This is a genomic window from Sphingomonas sp. NBWT7 (genome assembly GCF_014217605.1).
Taxonomy (GTDB): Bacteria; Pseudomonadota; Alphaproteobacteria; order Sphingomonadales; family Sphingomonadaceae; genus Sphingomonas.
This window is the reverse complement of record NZ_CP043639.1, coordinates 1,992,638-2,008,627: the sequence shown is the minus strand read 5'-3', so window position 1 is coordinate 2,008,627 and position 15,990 is coordinate 1,992,638. Positions and strand designations below refer to the sequence as shown.

Annotated in this window: 11 protein-coding genes; 7 read left to right on the top strand and 4 right to left on the bottom strand. The window is 68.0% G+C overall.

Going from position 1 to position 15,990, the window contains the following annotated elements:
• Nucleotides 1–7: 7 nt before the first annotated feature.
• Genes F1C10_RS09890 through F1C10_RS09880 form a run of 3 tightly spaced genes read left to right on the top strand, consistent with a single transcriptional unit; the run spans nucleotide 8 to nucleotide 2,345 of the window.
• Nucleotides 8–922, top strand: a complete 915-nt coding sequence (locus F1C10_RS09890; protein WP_185205817.1) for a hypothetical protein — start codon at nucleotides 8–10, stop codon at nucleotides 920–922.
• On the top strand, nucleotides 919–1,662 hold the full coding sequence (locus F1C10_RS09885) for an NTP transferase domain-containing protein (protein WP_185205815.1): 744 nt from the start codon (nucleotides 919–921) through the stop codon (nucleotides 1,660–1,662). Before F1C10_RS09890 ends, F1C10_RS09885 begins: the two co-directional genes overlap by 4 nt.
• Nucleotides 1,659–2,345: an HAD family phosphatase gene (locus tag F1C10_RS09880; RefSeq protein WP_185205814.1), complete on the top strand. Its 687-nt coding sequence runs from the start codon at nucleotides 1,659–1,661 to the stop codon at nucleotides 2,343–2,345. The genes F1C10_RS09885 and F1C10_RS09880 overlap by 4 nt, the downstream gene beginning before the upstream one ends.
• Here the strand turns inward: F1C10_RS09880 and F1C10_RS09875 are convergent.
• Both F1C10_RS09875 and F1C10_RS09870 read right to left on the bottom strand, forming a co-directional pair.
• Entirely contained in the window at nucleotides 2,342–3,484 is a 1,143-nt protein-coding gene (locus F1C10_RS09875) for a hypothetical protein (protein WP_185205813.1), read from the bottom strand. The two genes, F1C10_RS09880 and F1C10_RS09875, sit on opposite strands and share 4 nt — an antisense overlap.
• A complete protein-coding gene (locus F1C10_RS09870; RefSeq protein WP_185205812.1) occupies nucleotides 3,481–4,608 on the bottom strand; it encodes a hypothetical protein in 1,128 nt (375 codons plus the stop codon). Before F1C10_RS09870 ends, F1C10_RS09875 begins: the two co-directional genes overlap by 4 nt.
• A 41-nt stretch (nucleotides 4,609–4,649) precedes the next feature.
• Here F1C10_RS09870 and F1C10_RS09865 point away from each other — a divergent pair, with 41 nt between their 5' ends.
• Nucleotides 4,650–5,957 carry a lipopolysaccharide biosynthesis protein gene (locus F1C10_RS09865; RefSeq protein WP_185205811.1) on the top strand — a complete coding sequence of 436 codons (1,308 nt, stop codon included), beginning with the start codon at nucleotides 4,650–4,652 and terminating at the stop codon, nucleotides 5,955–5,957.
• A gap of 36 nt (nucleotides 5,958–5,993) precedes the next feature.
• Here F1C10_RS09865 and F1C10_RS09860 read toward each other — a convergent pair whose 3' ends face one another.
• A complete protein-coding gene (locus tag F1C10_RS09860) occupies nucleotides 5,994–9,095 on the bottom strand; it encodes an efflux RND transporter permease subunit (protein WP_185205810.1) in 3,102 nt (1,033 codons plus the stop codon).
• The gene (locus tag F1C10_RS09855) at nucleotides 9,092–10,201 is read right to left on the bottom strand and encodes an efflux RND transporter periplasmic adaptor subunit (protein ID WP_185205809.1); all 1,110 of its coding nucleotides are present in this window, start codon (nucleotides 10,199–10,201) and stop codon (nucleotides 9,092–9,094) included. The genes F1C10_RS09860 and F1C10_RS09855 overlap by 4 nt, the downstream gene beginning before the upstream one ends.
• 326 nt (nucleotides 10,202–10,527) lie before the next feature.
• Here F1C10_RS09855 and F1C10_RS09850 point away from each other — a divergent pair, with 326 nt between their 5' ends.
• The 3 genes from F1C10_RS09850 (at nucleotide 10,528) to F1C10_RS09840 (ending at nucleotide 15,761) form a co-directional block, all read left to right on the top strand.
• Complete coding sequence (locus tag F1C10_RS09850) at nucleotides 10,528–11,463, top strand: LysR family transcriptional regulator (protein ID WP_185205808.1); 936 nt, start codon at nucleotides 10,528–10,530, stop codon at nucleotides 11,461–11,463.
• Between the two features lie 214 nt (nucleotides 11,464–11,677).
• Nucleotides 11,678–12,955 carry a M20/M25/M40 family metallo-hydrolase gene (locus tag F1C10_RS09845; protein ID WP_185205807.1) on the top strand — a complete coding sequence of 426 codons (1,278 nt, stop codon included), beginning with the start codon at nucleotides 11,678–11,680 and terminating at the stop codon, nucleotides 12,953–12,955.
• Between the two features lie 13 nt (nucleotides 12,956–12,968).
• Nucleotides 12,969–15,761 carry a M14 metallopeptidase family protein gene (locus tag F1C10_RS09840; RefSeq protein WP_185205805.1) on the top strand — a complete coding sequence of 931 codons (2,793 nt, stop codon included), beginning with the start codon at nucleotides 12,969–12,971 and terminating at the stop codon, nucleotides 15,759–15,761.
• Nucleotides 15,762–15,990: the final 229 nt, after the last annotated feature.

Here is a 15,990-nt window from a genome sequence, read left to right as displayed (position 1 = left end):
GCGATCGATGGCCGATGATCTGATTGCGTTCGTCGCCCGCGATCTTGCGCGCGACGTGCCGCCACAGGTGTGCGAGGTGGCGCGCACGCTGGCCGCGCGTCTCGATGGCGTCGCGGTGCTGTTCTACGGATCGGTGCTCCGCACGCAGGCGCTGGGCGACATTCTCGATTTCTACGTGCTGACCGGTTCGCCGCGCGGCTCGGTCCTGCGCCAATTGGGCATGCGGTACCTGTGGCCCGACGTGAGCTACCATGAAATCGTCGTCGATGGCGCGACGATCCGCGCGAAGGTCGCGACAATGCCGCTCGATACGTTCGAACGTGCCGCGGGCGGTGGCCTGATCGACACGACCGTTTGGGGCCGGTTCGCACAGCCTAGTGCGCTCTTATGGGCGACCGATACGGCGATAAGGGGGCGCGTCGAGCGATCGGTCGCAGCTGCGATCCGGACGGCCGCTCGGTTCGCCGCGGCGCTCGGGCCCCGGCGCGGCGCAGCGCTCGACTTCTGGACAGCGCTCTTCCGGCAAACCTATCGTGCTGAACTGCGGGTGGAAGCGCCCGGCCGTGAAACGCAGATCATCGCCCACGCGCCCGATCGGTATCGCGCGCTGCTGCCGCTCGCCTGGGCCGCGGACGGTATCGCGTTCGATCGCGAGGGTGACGTGTTGGCGCTCTCGATCGCGAACGCGCAGCGCCGCCGGTGGCTGGCGGCATGGCGCGCGCGCGCACGCTGGGGGCGGCCGCTCAACGTCGCGCGACTGGCGAAGGCGGCGTTCACCTTCGACGGCGCGGCGCGCTACGGCGTGTGGAAGATCGAGCGCCACACGGGCGTACGCGTCGCGTTGACGCCGTGGCGCGAGAAGCATCCGGTGTTGGCCGGCCCCGGCGTGCTGTGGACCGTGTTTCGCCGAACCTCGCGATGACGCTGTCGGCACTGATCCTCGCGGGTTCGCGCGGCGGGGTCGATCCCGTCGCCGCCTATGCCGGCGTGCCACACAAGGCGCTGATCGTCCTTGAAGGAGAAACGCTGCTAGCACGCGTCGCAGCCGCGCTGCGTGGGGCGGGGGTGCAGCGCGTGTTGGCGAGCGCCGATGCGGGCGCGGTAGCCGACGAGGCGGATAAACTCGGGCTCGAACGACTCGCGCCCGCGGCGGGACCGAGCGCGAGCGCAGCAGCAGGTTTTGCGGCAGGCGGCGCGCCGATGCTGGTTACCACCGCCGACCACGCACTGCTGCGGCCCGAATGGATCGCCGCATTCCTCGATCGCGCGCCGCGCGACGCGGACGTCAGCATCCTGCTCGCACGGCGCGAGGCCGTCGAACGCGATGCGCCCGCGACCAAGCGGACGTGGCTGCGCTTCGCCGATGGCGACTGGTCGGGATGCAATCTGTTCCTGCTGGCGAGCCCTCGTGCCGCGGCGGCGCTCGCGTTGTGGCAGGAGGTGGAGCGCGATCGCAAGCGGCCATGGCGGATCGTCATCCGGCTCGGGCCCGGCATGCTGCTGCGCTACCTGCTGCGGCGGCTGACGCTGGCCGAGGCAGTGGCGCGGATCGGGGCGCGGGCGGGGATCAAGGCGGCGATCGTCGAATCGCCCTATGGTCTGGCGGCGGTCGACGTCGACAAGCCTGCCGACCTCGACCTGGTCCGCACGCTCGTCCGGTGAGCGCCGCCGCTCCCGTCCGGCTGGCGATCTACGATCTCGACCGGACCATCACCGCACTGCCGACGTGGACGCCGTTCCTGCTTTTCGCCGCGTGGCGATCGGCGCGCTGGCGGCTGGCGCTGTTGCCGGCGGTCAGCGTCGCTGCCCTGCTGCGCGCGCTGGGCGCGATCGATCGTGATCGGTTGAAGGAGGCGATGCATCGCCTGCTGCTCGGCTCGTCACTCTCCCCGCGGGACGCCGAAGCGTTGGCAGACGCCTTCGCGGCATGGCTCATTCCGCGGCATGTTCGGCCGGGAGCATTGGCGCAGCTTGCCGCCGACCGCGCAGAGGGGCAACGGATCGTCATCGCGACGGCGGCGCACCGCTTCTACGCGGCGGCGATTGCCCGGCGGCTCGGCGTCAGCGATCTTGTTGCCACCGAGGCACGGCGCGATGACAGCGGCAACATTCAGCCATGGCTCGCCGGGCCGAACTGCTACGGGCCGGCGAAGCAGGCGATGCTCGCGGCCTGGCTCGACCGAAATGGCTTCGAACGGCAGACGACCCATATCCGCTTCTATTCGGACCATGTAATCGACGCGGCGACGTTCGACTGGATCGACGAGGCGGTGGCGGTCAATCCGCACCCCGCGCTCCGCACGCTGGCGCACGCACGCGGGTGGCAGATCTCCGACTGGCGCTAGCCGAACCGCGCGACGATCGCCGCCGCTGCACGCCGTGACGCCGGCTCGTCGGTGCGCGAGAAGGTCGCCGCGAACGCCGCCTCCTGCGCCGCACGATAGGCGTCTGGCCGGTGCAATGCGCGGTCGAGAGTGCCGGCAAGCTCGGACGCGTCATCGATCACCTCACCCAATTGCCAGTGGGCAAAGTTCGCATCGCCGCGCCAGTCGGCTCCGCTCGCGTTGAGGAACACCGCCGGGCGCGGCCGGGCGATCCACTCGTAGATCTGGCTGCTCGCATCGCCGAGGTAGATGTCGGCCGCGCGCGTGTAGGTCATGTCGATCGAGCGCTCGCTGCCCATGTCGACCAGCATGTGCGGCAGGTCGCGATAGCGAACTTCGAACGCGCGCCGCCAGCGGAGCAGCCGATGCTCGACCGAGGCGTGCAGCCGGCGCTGCGCCAGCATGACGTGCGGCGCGACGATGAGGTTGAAGCGATCCTGCCCCGCGAACCAGTCGAGCACCGGCCGCCCCATCGTGTACCACGACGAGAGCTTCGGATCGAAGTGCGGGTTGTACAGCACGGTAGGCCGCGCGTCGGCGAAGAGGCGCGGCGGCGCGGCGGCGTCGATCGTGTCGAATTTGGGATAGCCGACGATCGCGTGATTGTCCGGAGCAATGATGCCGGCCGCGAGCATGCGGTCGCGCACCTTCTCGCCAGAGAGCAGCACGAGATCGAAGCCGCGCGCGACGTCGCGAAAGCCGACCGAACGGTCGCCGGCGCCGTGCGGGATCCAGACCAACTTCGGCCGCGTCACGCCGTACCGCTCGCGCAGCAGCAGCGAGGTCGTCTCGGGCACGACGAGCACGTCCAGGTCAGCGAAGGCGGCGGCATTCTGGCGCAGCGTCGCGACGCGGCGGAACGGCGCCACGAAGCGCAGTGCGCGATCGAGCGCGGCGACCAGCGGCGTGACGACAAGGCTGACGAACGTGACAGATCGCGCCGCATCGCCGATCAACGCGCGGACATGGTCCTCCTGCACCTGCGACGAGGCGAGGACGACCGCCTCGACCTGCGGGTAACGGACGATCTCGGCGATGATCGGCGCGGTGTGGCGGATCTGGTGCAGCGCGTCGTGATTGAACAGGAATCCGACCTTCATGCCGCGCGCCCATCACGCCGGAGAAACGCGACGATCGCGTCGGCCGCACGCACCGCGGCGCCGGGGCTGGTATCGCCCAGGCTCGCCGCCACCATCGCCTTCTGCCGCGCGCGATACTGCGCGTGGCGTGCGGGCGCGGCGTGGATCGCGCGCATCAGATCGGCCGGATTGTCGACGACGTCGCCGAGGTGCCAGTGCGAGAAGCTGGGATCGTCTCGCCAGTCGATGCCGTGCGCGTTGAGGAAGACACACGGGCGCGGGCGGGCGAGGAATTCGTACACCTGGCTGCTCACGTCGCCGACGTAGATGTCGGCCGCCGCCGCGTAGCTCATGTCGACCGAACGATCGGAGCCGGGATCGACCAAGACGTTGCCGGTGCTACGCGCCGCCCATGCCGCACGGAACGCGGCGGAGCGCCGCCGCAGCAGCTTGACGTGCGGAGCGACAAGCAGGTTCATCGATCGATCGGCTGCGAAGCCGGCGAGCATCGGCTCGACGAAGCGATGCCACGACGTCAGCCGGGGTTCCTTGTGCGCATTGTACAGCACGACGGGGCGGGGCGCGTCGAACGGCAGCGTGGTGGCCCCGGCGATTCGCTCGGCCGTATCGAGCTTGACCGAGCCGGTCAGCGCATAGTCCCCCTCTCGGATTAGCCCCAGCGACAGCATCCGCGCCGCCGTCTTCTCGCCCGCCAGCAGCACATAGTCGAACGTCGCGATCCGCGGGATGAAGCCGCGCGCCCGATCGCCGAAGCCGTGCGGGCTGTAGATCAGCTTGGGCCGATGCGCGCCGAGCCGGCGCAGCGCCGCGACGGTATTCTCGACCGCGAAGATCGCGTCATACCCGTCCAGCTCGGCGAGATTGTCGCGCATCACCAGATCCTTGAACATGCCAAGCCGCTTCAAGCGCTGAAGCCCGCGCGTCAGCGGCGTGCGGCGCAGGCGGCGCTGCTCGCCCGGCGGCGCGCCCCACGCAGCGGCGATGCGATCGAGGTGATGCGGCGTCTCGGGATCGTTATGATAGCTGACCACGGGCCAGCCCGTACGCCGCGTGATTTCCAGCGCGATCGCAGCGCCGTGGTAGCACTGATAGGCTTCTGCGATATAGAGAAAGGCGATGCGCATACGGCTCCCCCTCTAAGGCGCTTACCGGTGGAAGAAAGACGTTGAAGGCCCCGACGGCGGCCACGACCCCGTTTGGGCGCGCGCTGCGCAACGTCGGCTGGCTGCTGACGGGCAAGGGCGTGGGCGCGGTGCTGAGCATCGTCTACCTTGCGCTGGCGACGCGATCGCTCGGCGTCGAGGGCTTCGGCCAGTTCACGCTGATCCTCAGCACCGCGCAGGCGGTAGTGGCGTTCGTCGGCTTCCAGACGTGGCAGATCGTCGTCCGGTACGGCATGGCACATCGCGAGGCGGAACGGCCCGACGCGCTCGCCCGGCTGATCCGCTTCTGCCTCGCGCTCGATCTTGCGGGAGCGGCGATCGGGATTGGCATCGCGTTCGTCGCGCTGGTCCTGATGCAGCGCCATTTCGGATGGTCGGACACGCTGACAAACGAGGCGTTCGCCTTCTCGATCATCCTGCTGATCGCCGTACGATCGACCGCGGTCGGCATCCTGCGGCTGTTCGATCGTTTCGCGATCGGCGCGGGGGCGGATGCCGTGACGCCAATCGCGCGCTTCCTGGGTGCCTCGATCGCGGCGTGGCAGGGGGCGGATCTGCTCGGCTTCCTGCTCGCCTGGGCGGCGGCGGAGGTGCTGACGACGCTGGCCTATTGGATCAGCGCGACGCGCGCCGCCCCCGGCGTGCTGCGGCGCTGGCGCGACACCCTCGATGCCGGCCGCGAGAACGCGGGGCTGTGGAATTTCGCGCTCGTCACCAATCTCAATTCGACGCTGAACGCTGCCAGCCGGCAGTTCGTGGTGGTACTCGTCGGGCTGTTCACCGGCGCCGCGGCGGCGGGCAATTATCGGCTGGCGTACCAGTTGAGCCAGGCGCTGGTGCGCCTGTCCGACATGTTCGCGCGCGGCGTCTTTCCCGAGATGACGCGCGCGGGAACGAGCAGGACCGACGGCGGGCTGGCATTGCTGGTGCGCCAGTCGTCGCGGCTCGCGGTGGCGGTCGGCCTCGCCACGTGCCTGCTCGTGCCGTTGCTCGGCCAGCCGGCGCTGCTGCTGATCGCGGGCAAGAGCTATCTCGGCGCCTATCCCGTCCTGGTCCTGCTCGGCATCGCGGCGGGGCTCGATATCATGGCGGTCGGGTTCGAGCCGGTGCTGCTCGGTACCGGGCACGCGGCGCAGGCGCTGCGCATCCGCGCCGCGAGCGTGGTGGTTCTTTTCCTGGGCGTCGTGCTGCTGATGCCGACGTTCGAGGTGATCGGCGCCGGGCTCGCCTCGCTGGCCGGTTCGGCGCTCAGCCTCGGCCTGCTCGCGCGCGCGGCGATGCGGCTGGTGCGGCGCGATCGCGCGGGCTGAGTGCGGAAGCGGTCGGGGAAGCGCCCGTCGCCGGTATCAGGCCGACGGTACCGGCGTCATCTCCGCGGCGAGGCGGCGCGCGATGATGTGCGGCGAGGCGGCGCGGCGCGCGAGCAGGCGATAGAGTACTGGGATCAGGAACAGCGTGATCGCGGTGGCGATCGACACGCCGGCGACGATCACCACTCCGATCGCCCCGCGCGCGCCGGCGCCCGCGCCATGGCTCAGCGCGAGCGGCACCGCGCCGAACACGGTGGCGATCGACGTCATCAAGATCGGGCGCAGCCGGCGGATCGCCGCCTCGCGGATCGCGGAGGCAAGCGCCTGCCCGTCGTCGCGTAGTTGATTGGCATATTCGACGATCAGGATACCGTTCTTCGCCGCGAGCCCGACGAGCATGACGATGCCGATCTGGCTGAACAGGTTGAGCGTCATGCCCGCGAGCCACAGCCCGATTACGCCGCCGCCTGCCGCCAGTGGCACGGTGGCGATGATCACCGCGGGATGGACGAAGCTCTCGAACTGCGCGGCGAGCAGGAGGTAGATGATGACCACGGTCAGCCCGAACACCAACCAGATCGCGTTACCCGTCTGCTTCAGCGACTGGCTCTCGCCGCGATAGCCGATCGCCTGCACCTCCGGCGATCGGCGTGCCTGATCCTCAAGGAAGGTGAGCGCTTCGCCGAGTGAGTAGCCGGGCGCGAGCCCGCCTTGCAGCGTGATCGCGCGCATCTTGTTGAAGCGGCCCAGCTCGCGCGCCGACGCCGCCTCGCGCATGTTGACGAGGTTCGAAAGGGGCACGAGATCGCCGGAGCGCGAGCGGACGTAGACGCTCGCCAGCCGCGCCTCGCTGTCACGATCGCCGACACCGGCCTGCACCATGACGCGATATTCCTCGCCGCGATCGACGTAGGTCGACACGCGGCGCGATCCCATCACCGTCTGCAACGCCTGGCTGACGTCGTCGACCGAGACGCCAAGGTCGCCGGCGCGATTGGCCTCGACGTCGATCAGCAGCTGCGGCTTCGATTCGACATAGTCGGCGTCGAGGTTGACGAGGCCGGGATTGTCGCGCGCGGCGGCGAGGATGCGGTCGCGCGCGCGGGCGAGATCGGCGTAGGTCGCCCCGGCAATGACGAACGCCACCGGCTGCCCGCGCCCACGCCCCAGCGACGAGCGGACGTTGGCGTTGCCGCGGATGCCGGGCACGTCCTGCAGCGCTGCTGTCACCTTGCGCGCGACCTCCTGCGACGTCGCCTCGCGCTGCTCCCATGGCTTGAGGAAGACGCTCATGCTCGACGCGTTGAAATCCTCCGACAGGCCGTTGACGAGCGGCAGGCGCGAGTTGAACCCGCGGATCGGTCCGTCGTCGGTCATCAGCACGGCGACCTTCTGCTCGACCTGAAGGGCGTAGCGGTCGAGCTCGGCGAAGCTCGTGCCCTCCGGCGCATTGACGCGCACCTCGACCACGCCAGTGTCCTCGGGCGGAACCAGCTCGGCCGACAATTGCGTGAAGAGAAAGCCACAGCCGACGAGGAATAGCGCCACGCCGCCGAGCACCGGCAGGGGATGCGCCAGCGCACGGTCCAATGCGCCGCCATAGCCACGTTCGAGACGACCGAAGCCGCGCTCGATCGTGCGGGCGAGCCGCCCGCTTTCGCCGTGCCGCAGCAGCTTCGACGACAGCATCGGCACCAGGCTGAGCGCGAGGACGCCCGAGATCGCGATCGCCGCGATCATCGCCACCGCCAGCTCGCGAAACAGAAGCCCGGTCTGGCCGGTGATGAACATGACCGGCACGAACACCGCGCAGACGACGGCGGTCGTCGCGACCACCGCGAACCCGACCTCGCGCGTGCCGCGATAGGCGGCGACGAGCGGGCTTTCCCCGCCGACGATGCGGTGATGGATGTTCTCCAACACGACGATCGCGTCATCGACGACGAGGCCGATCGCCAGCACCAGCGCGAGCAAAGTCAGCAGGTTGATCGAATAGCCGAAGCCCCAAAGTACCGCGAACGTGCCCAGCAGGCAGATCGGCACGGTGATCGTCGGGATCAGTGTCGCGCGCCAGCTGCCCAGGAACAGGAAGATCACGAGGACGACGAGGATCACCGCCTCGCCCGGCGTGCGCCACACCTCGCTGATCGCGCGATCGATGAACAATGAATTGTCCGAGCCGAGCGTCAGCGACACGCCCGCCGGCAGATCGGGCTGAAGCGCCGCGACCAGCGCCTTGACGTTGTTGGCGACCTCCAGCGTGTTCGCGCCCGACTGGCGGACGATACCGAGCCCCAAGGCGGTCTGCTGGCGGAAACGGAAGGCGGTATAGGGGTTTTCCGGCCCGCGCTCGACCTTGGCGATATCCCCCAGTCGGACGAGATAGCCGTCGCCGCCGCGGCCGATCACCAGGCTGCGGAACGCGTCCGGGCTGGCGAAGGCGCGATCGACGCGCAGCGACACGTTCTGCGCCGGCGATTCGATCCGCCCCGCCGGCAGCTCGACGTTCTGCCGCCGCAGTGCATCCTCCACGTCGCGCGGTGTCAGCCGATAGGCGGCGAGCCGCCCGAGATCGAGCCACACGCGCATCGACGGGCGCGCCTGGCCGGTGAACTGCACCTGCGCGACGCCGTCGATCGTCGAAAAACGATCGACCAGGAAGCGCTCGACATAGTCGGACAGGTCGATCTTGTTCCACGTCGGCGCTTGCACCACGACGTACATGATCGCCTGTGCGTCGGCATCGACCTTGCGCACCTCGGGCGGCAGCGCCTCGTCGGGCAGATCGGCGAGCGCGCCCGACACGCGATCGCGCACGTCGTTCGCCGCGGCGTCGACGTCGCGCGTCGGGCGGAATTCGATCGTGATCTCGGAGCGGCCGTCGGTCGAGCGTGACGAGATCGTCTCGATCCCCTCGACCCCGGCGAGTCGCTCCTCGAGCGGTTGGGTGACGCGGCTCTCCACCACCGCGGCGGCGGCGCCGATATAGTTGGTCGACACTGACACGACGGGCGGATCGATTTCGGGAAACTCGCGCACCGACAGGTTGAGAAAGGCGACGATGCCGACGATGACGATCAGGATCGCGCCGACCGCCGCCACCACCGGCCGGCGGACCGACAGATCCGACAGCATCATGCGCGCGGCACGCGTGCTGCAGCGGAAATACTTGCTGTCGCTTCGGTCTTATCTTTACCGCTGCCGATTTTGACTTTGACGCCGTCACTCACCTTTACGACACCCTCGGTGATGACGCGCGCGCTCATCGCGATGCCCGTCACCTCGATATAGCCACCGTCGCGCATCCCGGTGGTCACCTTTGTACGCTTCGCCACGTTGTCGGCGCCGATGGTGAAGACGTAGCGGTCCGCCCCATCGCCGAGCACGGCGAGCTCTGGCACCGCCGCCGCGTCGCGTTCCCCCGTCACGACGCGGACGGTGAGCAGCATGCCGGGCTTCAGCCGGTTGCCGGGATTGGGCAGGATCGCGCGGACGCTGGCGGCGCGCGTCGTCGGATCGATCACGGGATCGATCGAGCTAATCGTGCCGGTGAAGTCGGCGTCAGGATAGGCCGCAGCGCGCGCGGTGACGCGCTCGCCGATGCGCAGCGCGGCGATCGCCGTCTCGGGCACGGTGAAATCGAGCTTGATCCGCGACACGTCGCTGATCGTCGCGATCGGCGCACCGGCGGAAATGATCGTCCCCTGCGACATCAGCCGTTGCGAGGCGAAGCCGGAAAAGGGCGCGCGAACAATGCGATCGGTGATCTGCGCGCGGGCCGTATCGGCGTCGGCGCGTGCGCGCTGCGCCAGCGCGCGCTGCTGGTCGAGCGTCGCGGGTGTGACGAAGCCGCGATCGTTCAACGCGCTCATGCGGCCGAACTGCGCCGACGCCTGCCGCTCGGCGGCGAGCGCCCCGGCAAGTGCCGCGCGTTCCTGCGCCTGCGCCAGGACCGCGATCACCTGGCCGCGGCGGACGAAGCCGCCGTCGGTGAAGCTCACGCGCTCGATCCGCTCGGTCACCGGGGAAGACAGCGTCACCTGCTCGTTGGCTCGCGCCGTACCCACCGCCTCGACCTGGTCTACGAAGTGGCGCGTCGCGGGGCGCGCCACCGTTACCAGCGGCAGCGACTTCGCCTTCGGCGGCGCCGCGCCCTCACAGCCGGCGAGCGCGATCGCCGGTAGGCAAAGAGTAATCAGCCGCCGGGAAGCGCGCTGCCGCGAGGTGACGGATTGGGCGGCCATTGCCTTGTCCAACGCTGGGGAAGCTCGGCGACCACAGGCCGCGGCACCAAGTAAACACAGGTGACGCGCGGGCTGCAACTCGATTTTTCGAACGATTTCGCCTTCGCAGCAAAAAGTTTTGGCGCAACTCATGTAAATGAAAGCGGGGTACGGGATGGTGCTAGGAAAGAACAGGCGCACGCCCGCGTAGAATGAAAATACGCGCGCTCGCGCGCACGCGAGGGGCGGCGCAAAGCCGCTTGGCAGACCGTGCTGGCGTGTTATCGTTCCGTCATAAAAAGATTCGCCCTTGGGGGAGGGACGGGACAAGAACCGGGGGGTCGCCAATGAATCTGCGCCATATCGAGGTGTTCCACGCCGTCTATTCGGTCGGCTCGATCAGCGGCGCTTCGCGCCTGCTAAATGTGTCGCAGCCATCGGTAAGCAAGATCGTGAAACATGCCGAGACGCGGCTGGGCTTCTCGCTGTTCACGCTGGTGCGCGGGCGGCTGACACCGACCGACGAGGCGCATATCCTGTTTCGCGAGGTCGACGATCTGCACAGCCGGATCGACACGTTCCAACGCGCGGCGCGCAATCTGCGCTCGACCTCCGAAGGCCATATCCGCCTCGGCGTTTTGCCTTCGCTCGCCCTGCGCACGACGCCGATGGCGATTGCCCGGTTCCGGCGACAGTGGCCGCTCGTTACCTTCGAAGTCGCGGCGGTGCACAACGACGCGGCGCGCGAGGCGCTGATGCGGCGGGAGTGCGATTTCGTGATCGGCCATCACACGTCCGCGGATCCCGAGATCGCGTCGGTGCCGCTTGGCTCGGGCCGTGTCGGCGCGCTGTTCTGCGACGGCATGATGCCCAGCGACCAGGCGGCGATCACGCTTGATCAGCTCCGCCGACACGAGGTAATCGGATTGGCGCCGAGCGTCGCGATCGCCGAGCTCGTCGGCCCGATCGTGTCGGCGGCAACCGGCGGCCGCCCGGCCATCTCGGTCCGCTCGGTATATATCGCGGCGGCGCTAGCGCGCAGCTGCGCCGGCATCGCGATCGTCGACGAGTTCACTGCGCAGGCGTTCGTCGACGACGATCTCCACTTCCGTCCGATCAGCCCGGCTGTGACATTCGACCTGTCGGTCCATCACCTCGCCGCCCACCCGCTCTCGCGCCTGGCGCGCAGCTTCATCGAGCTCAAGCGCGATCTGCTCGAAAGCGCAGGCGCTGGGGCCGAGCCTATCAAATGCGGCGGAATGATCGCGTCGCAACAGCACTGAGTCCGACGCCAGTCCGCGCAAGAAAGTTACGAGCATAACCGATTGTTATGTCCCGCTGAACATTTGAACAGGCTTCAGGGCAACTTAAGGACTCGCGCAATCGCTGCGGTGCGATAGCATGGCTGGGGAGGGGCGGCACCGAGGTGGCCGCGGATCGTGCTCCGTCGAGAGAGCCGTACGCGCCGAACCAAAAACGAACATCAGGGGGGTCGCGATGTTGAAGACGGGAATGACGATGGCGCTGCTGGCAGCGCTGGGAATGCCGGCGATCGCCGCGGCACAGAACCGCGACGCGGCGGCAAAGGCACTGCTCGCCAGCCCAAAGTTCGCAACGGCCAAGGCGTCGCTCGCCGCGGATCACGAGCGGATCGTGGCGGACGTCATCAAGCTGACCGAGATCGAGGCCCCGCCGTTCAAGGAAACCGCGCGCGGCGCGGCGTTCCTCGAGATGCTGCGCGCCGAGGGGCTGAGCGATCTTACCACCGACGCCGAGGGCAACGTCTACGGCATTCGCAAGGGTAGCGGCGGCGGCCCGCTGATCGTCGTCACCGCGCACCTCGACACCGTGTTTCCCGCGGGCACCAACGTGAAGGTGCGGCGCGAGGGTAACATGCTCTACGCGCCAGGTGTCGGCGATGATACGTGCAGCCTGCCGGTGCTGCTTGCCTTCATTCGCGCGATGAAGGCGGCGAACTACACCACCAAGGCCGACATCATTTTCATGGGCAACGTCGGAGAAGAGGGGCCGGGCGACCTGCGCGGCGTCCGCTACCTCTTCACCAAGAGCCCGCTCAAAGACCGGATCAAGTATTTCATCTCGTTCGAGCCGGGCCGGGCGGGTGACATCACCGACGCCGGGATCGGATCGAAGCGCTACAAGGTGACGTTCACCGGCCCGGGCGGCCATTCGAACGGCGATTTCGGGATCGTCAACCCGGCCTATGCAATGGCCAATGCAATGGTCGCCTTCGGCCAGATGAAGGTGCCGGCCGAGCCGCGCACAGTGTACAATATCGGGCTGCTAGAGGGCGGCACGTCGGTCAATTCGATCCCCTTCTCCACCGCAATGACGATCGACATGCGCTCGCCCGGCAAGGCCGAGCTCGATGCCGAGGAGCAGGCCTTCCTCGCGCTGCTGCCGCCGGCGGTCGCGGCTGAGAATGCGGCGCGCTCCACGGCCAAGGGCAAGATCGCTTACGAGGCGAAGAAGGTCGGCGACCGGCCGGTCGGATCGACCGCCCACAGCGTCGATATCATGCAGATCGCCACCGCCGTCACCAAGGCGAGCGGCTTCACGCCGAGCTACGGCGCCGGATCGAGCGATTCGAACATCCCGATGAGCCTCGGCATCCCGGCGGTGACGCTGAGATCGGGGTTCGAGACGATGCGGGCACACTCGCTGGAAGAGGCGATGGTGATCGACAAGGACAAGGACGTGGCCAGCATGGCGGTCGGCCTCGCCACCGTGCTGATGCTCGCCGACGCGAAATAAGGGAGAAGATCCGATGCGTGCATTGATGCTGACGGCGACCGGATTGTCGCTGGTGATGAGCGCGGCGACCGGCGTCGCGCAGAGCCGAACCGTCACCGATCCGGCGACGGTGTTCAAGGCGAAGCCCGGCTCCGACTATTTCCTCGCCAACTACAAGCAGGTCACCGCCTGGCTGCAACAGGTGGCGCAGCAGAGCGACCGGATGAAGCTCGTCAGCATCGGCAAGACCGCCGAGGGGCGCGAGCAATATATGGCGATCGTCTCCTCGCCCGAGAACATCCGCAACCTCGACAAGTACCGCGGCATCTCGCAGCAGCTCGCGCTGGCGAAGGGCTTGAGCGACGGGCAGGCGAAGGCGCTGGCGGCGCAGGGCAAGGCGGTGGTGCTGATCGACGCCGGGCTGCACGCCACCGAGGTGGTCAACGCGCAGAGCCACGTCCAGCTGATCAACGAAATGCTGACGCGCACCGATGCGGAGACGACGCGGATCCTCGACGATACGATCGCGCTCTACGTCTTCGCCAATCCCGACGGGCTCGATCTCGTCGCCGACTGGTACATGCGCCCCGCCGACAAGACCAAGCGCAACAGCAACACGATCCCGGTCCTGTACCAGAAATATATTGGGCACGATAACAACCGCGACAGCTTCGCCTCGAACCAGCCCGAGACGACCAACATGAACCGGCTCGCCTATCGCGAGTGGTTTCCGCAGATCCTCTACAACCAGCATCAGACCGGGCCGGTCGGCACCGTCGTCTTCATTCCGCCGTTTCGCGATCCGTACAATTTCAACAACGAACCGCTCGTGATCGCCGGTACCGACGCCGTGGGCACCGCGATGCACGAGCGGCTCCTGTCGCAGAACAAGGCCGGATCGGTGTCGCGCTCGGGCGCGCCTTATTCGACGTGGTTCAACGGCGGCATCCGCACCGTCGGCTATTTCCACAACCAGATCGGCATCCTGACCGAGATCATCGGCAATCCGACGCCGATGGAAATCCCGCTGGTGCCCGCGAAGCAGCTCGCCGGGCAGGACGCGTACATGCCGATCGCGCCGCAGCAGTGGCACTTCCAGCAGTCGATCGATTACGTGAAGGAAATGTCGCGCGCGATCCTCGATTATGCGTCGCGCAACCGCGAAACCGTGCTGTTCAACCGCTACGTCATGGGGCGCAACCAGATCCAGAAGGGCAGTGCGGACAGCTGGATCGTGACGCCCAAGCGGATCGACGCCGCCAAGGCCGCCGCCGACAGCATGAAGAAGGACGGCGGCGGCAGCCCGCTCGACGATCTCACCGGCTACAACAGCCGCGATATCGCGCCCTCCTCGCTCTACAGGACGGTACTGCAGGATCCGAAGTATCGCGCACCGCGCGCCTTCGTCATCCCGGCGGATCGCCAGGCGGACATGCCGACGACGGTCGCCTTCCTCAATTCGCTGATCAAGAATGGCGTCGAGGTGGAACGCGCGCCGCAGGCGTTCAGCTACGGCGGCAAGCGCTATGCCGCAGGGTCGTACGTCGTGCGCTCGGACCAGGCATTCCGCCCGCACGTGCTCGACATGTTCGAGCCGCAGGATCACCCGCAGGACTTCGCCTATCCCGGCGGCCCGCCGATCCGCCCGTACGACGTCACCGGCTACACGCTCGCCTATCAGATGAACGTCACGTTCGACCGGCTGCTCGATGGGGCACCGGCGCACTTCCCGGTCGTACCCGACGTCATCACCACGCCGCCCGCCGGCCGGGTGATCGGCAACGGTGCGGCTGGCTATGTCGTCGACCATGCGACCAACAACAGCTTCATCCTCACCAATCGCCTGCTCAAGGCGGGCGCGCCGGTCTACTGGCTGAAGCAGGGCGTAACGGTCGATGGCGATGCGCTCGCGCCTGGCGCGCTGTGGATCCCGGCGGGCGGCGCGGCGAAGGGGATCGTCGATACCGCCGTTCAGTCGCTCGGCATCGACGCGCACGCCGTCGCGGCGCAGCCCGCGGGCGACACGATTAAGCTGAAGCCGGTGCGGATCGCGCTCGTCGATACCTATGGCGGGTCGATGGCGTCGGGCTGGAACCGCTGGATCTTCGAGAAGTACGAATTCCCCTACACCAAGGTGTTTCCGCAGGAGCTCGACAAGGGCGGGCTCGAGCGGAAGTACGACGTGATCGTCGTCCAGTCCGACGTGCTCGGGCGTGAGGGGCGGCCGCCGCAGAAGCAGCCCGATCCCGCTGATCTGCCGGCCGAATGGCGCACTGCGCTCGGCAGTGTGACGTCGGAGAAGACGGTGCCGCAGCTCGCCTCGTTCGCGCGGGCGGGGGGCACGGTGATCGCGGTCGGCAATGCGACGCGGCTCGGGCCTGAAATGGGGCTGCCGGTGTACAATGCGCTGAGCAGCGTCGACGCGGCGGGCAAGCGCACGCCGCTGCCGGGCACCAAGTTCTACGTGCCCGGATCGGTGCTCCAGGCGAAGGTCGATCCGACCGACCCGCTCGCCTATGGCGTGCCCGAGACGCTCGACGTCTTCTACAACAACAACCCGACTTATGCGCTGACGCCGGGCCAGCCGGGCGTCCGCCGCGTCTCGTGGTTCGCGAGCGAGGATCCGCTGCGCTCCGGCTGGGCGTGGGGGCAGAAGGCGCTCAACGATACGGCGACCGTTATCGACGGAACGCTCGGGCGCGGTCACGTCTACCTGCTCGCGCCGGAGGTGACGCAGCGCGGCCAATCCTACGCCTCGTTCAAGTTCCTGTTCAACGCCGCGCTGTTCGGGCCGGCGCAGGTGGGCGTCGGCACGAGCACCGACTGATCCGACGACCGCGGCGATGGCATGGGGTCATCGCCGCGGCGCGGGCGGCGCACGGTTTCAGATCGCTGGGATCGGGCGCGGACGGCTTCGTCAGCAGCGCGCCGATACTGGTAGCTCCAACTGCCTGACGAGCGTCGAGCGTGGCTTACAGGACGTGACATCCTGCCCGCGTGATCCGAAAGCCGAGGAATCATGTCGGGCAGCGGACGCCACTGACTGCCGATCTTCT

Bases quoted from the DNA above. Each gene is read 5' to 3' on its own strand.
- F1C10_RS09890 (WP_185205817.1), top strand. From the start codon at position 8: ATGGCCGATGATCTGATTGCGTTCGTCGCCCGCGATCTTGCGCGCGAC.
- F1C10_RS09885 (WP_185205815.1), top strand. From the start codon at position 919: ATGACGCTGTCGGCACTGATCCTCGCGGGTTCGCGCGGCGGGGTCGAT.
- F1C10_RS09875 (WP_185205813.1), bottom strand. From the start codon at position 3,484: ATGAAGGTCGGATTCCTGTTCAATCACGACGCGCTGCACCAGATCCGC.
- F1C10_RS09870 (WP_185205812.1), bottom strand. From the start codon at position 4,608: ATGCGCATCGCCTTTCTCTATATCGCAGAAGCCTATCAGTGCTACCAC.
- F1C10_RS09860 (WP_185205810.1), bottom strand. From the start codon at position 9,095: ATGATGCTGTCGGATCTGTCGGTCCGCCGGCCGGTGGTGGCGGCGGTC.
- F1C10_RS09855 (WP_185205809.1), bottom strand. From the start codon at position 10,201: ATGGCCGCCCAATCCGTCACCTCGCGGCAGCGCGCTTCCCGGCGGCTG.
- F1C10_RS09850 (WP_185205808.1), top strand. From the start codon at position 10,528: ATGAATCTGCGCCATATCGAGGTGTTCCACGCCGTCTATTCGGTCGGC.
- F1C10_RS09845 (WP_185205807.1), top strand. From the start codon at position 11,678: ATGTTGAAGACGGGAATGACGATGGCGCTGCTGGCAGCGCTGGGAATG.
- F1C10_RS09840 (WP_185205805.1), top strand. From the start codon at position 12,969: ATGCGTGCATTGATGCTGACGGCGACCGGATTGTCGCTGGTGATGAGC.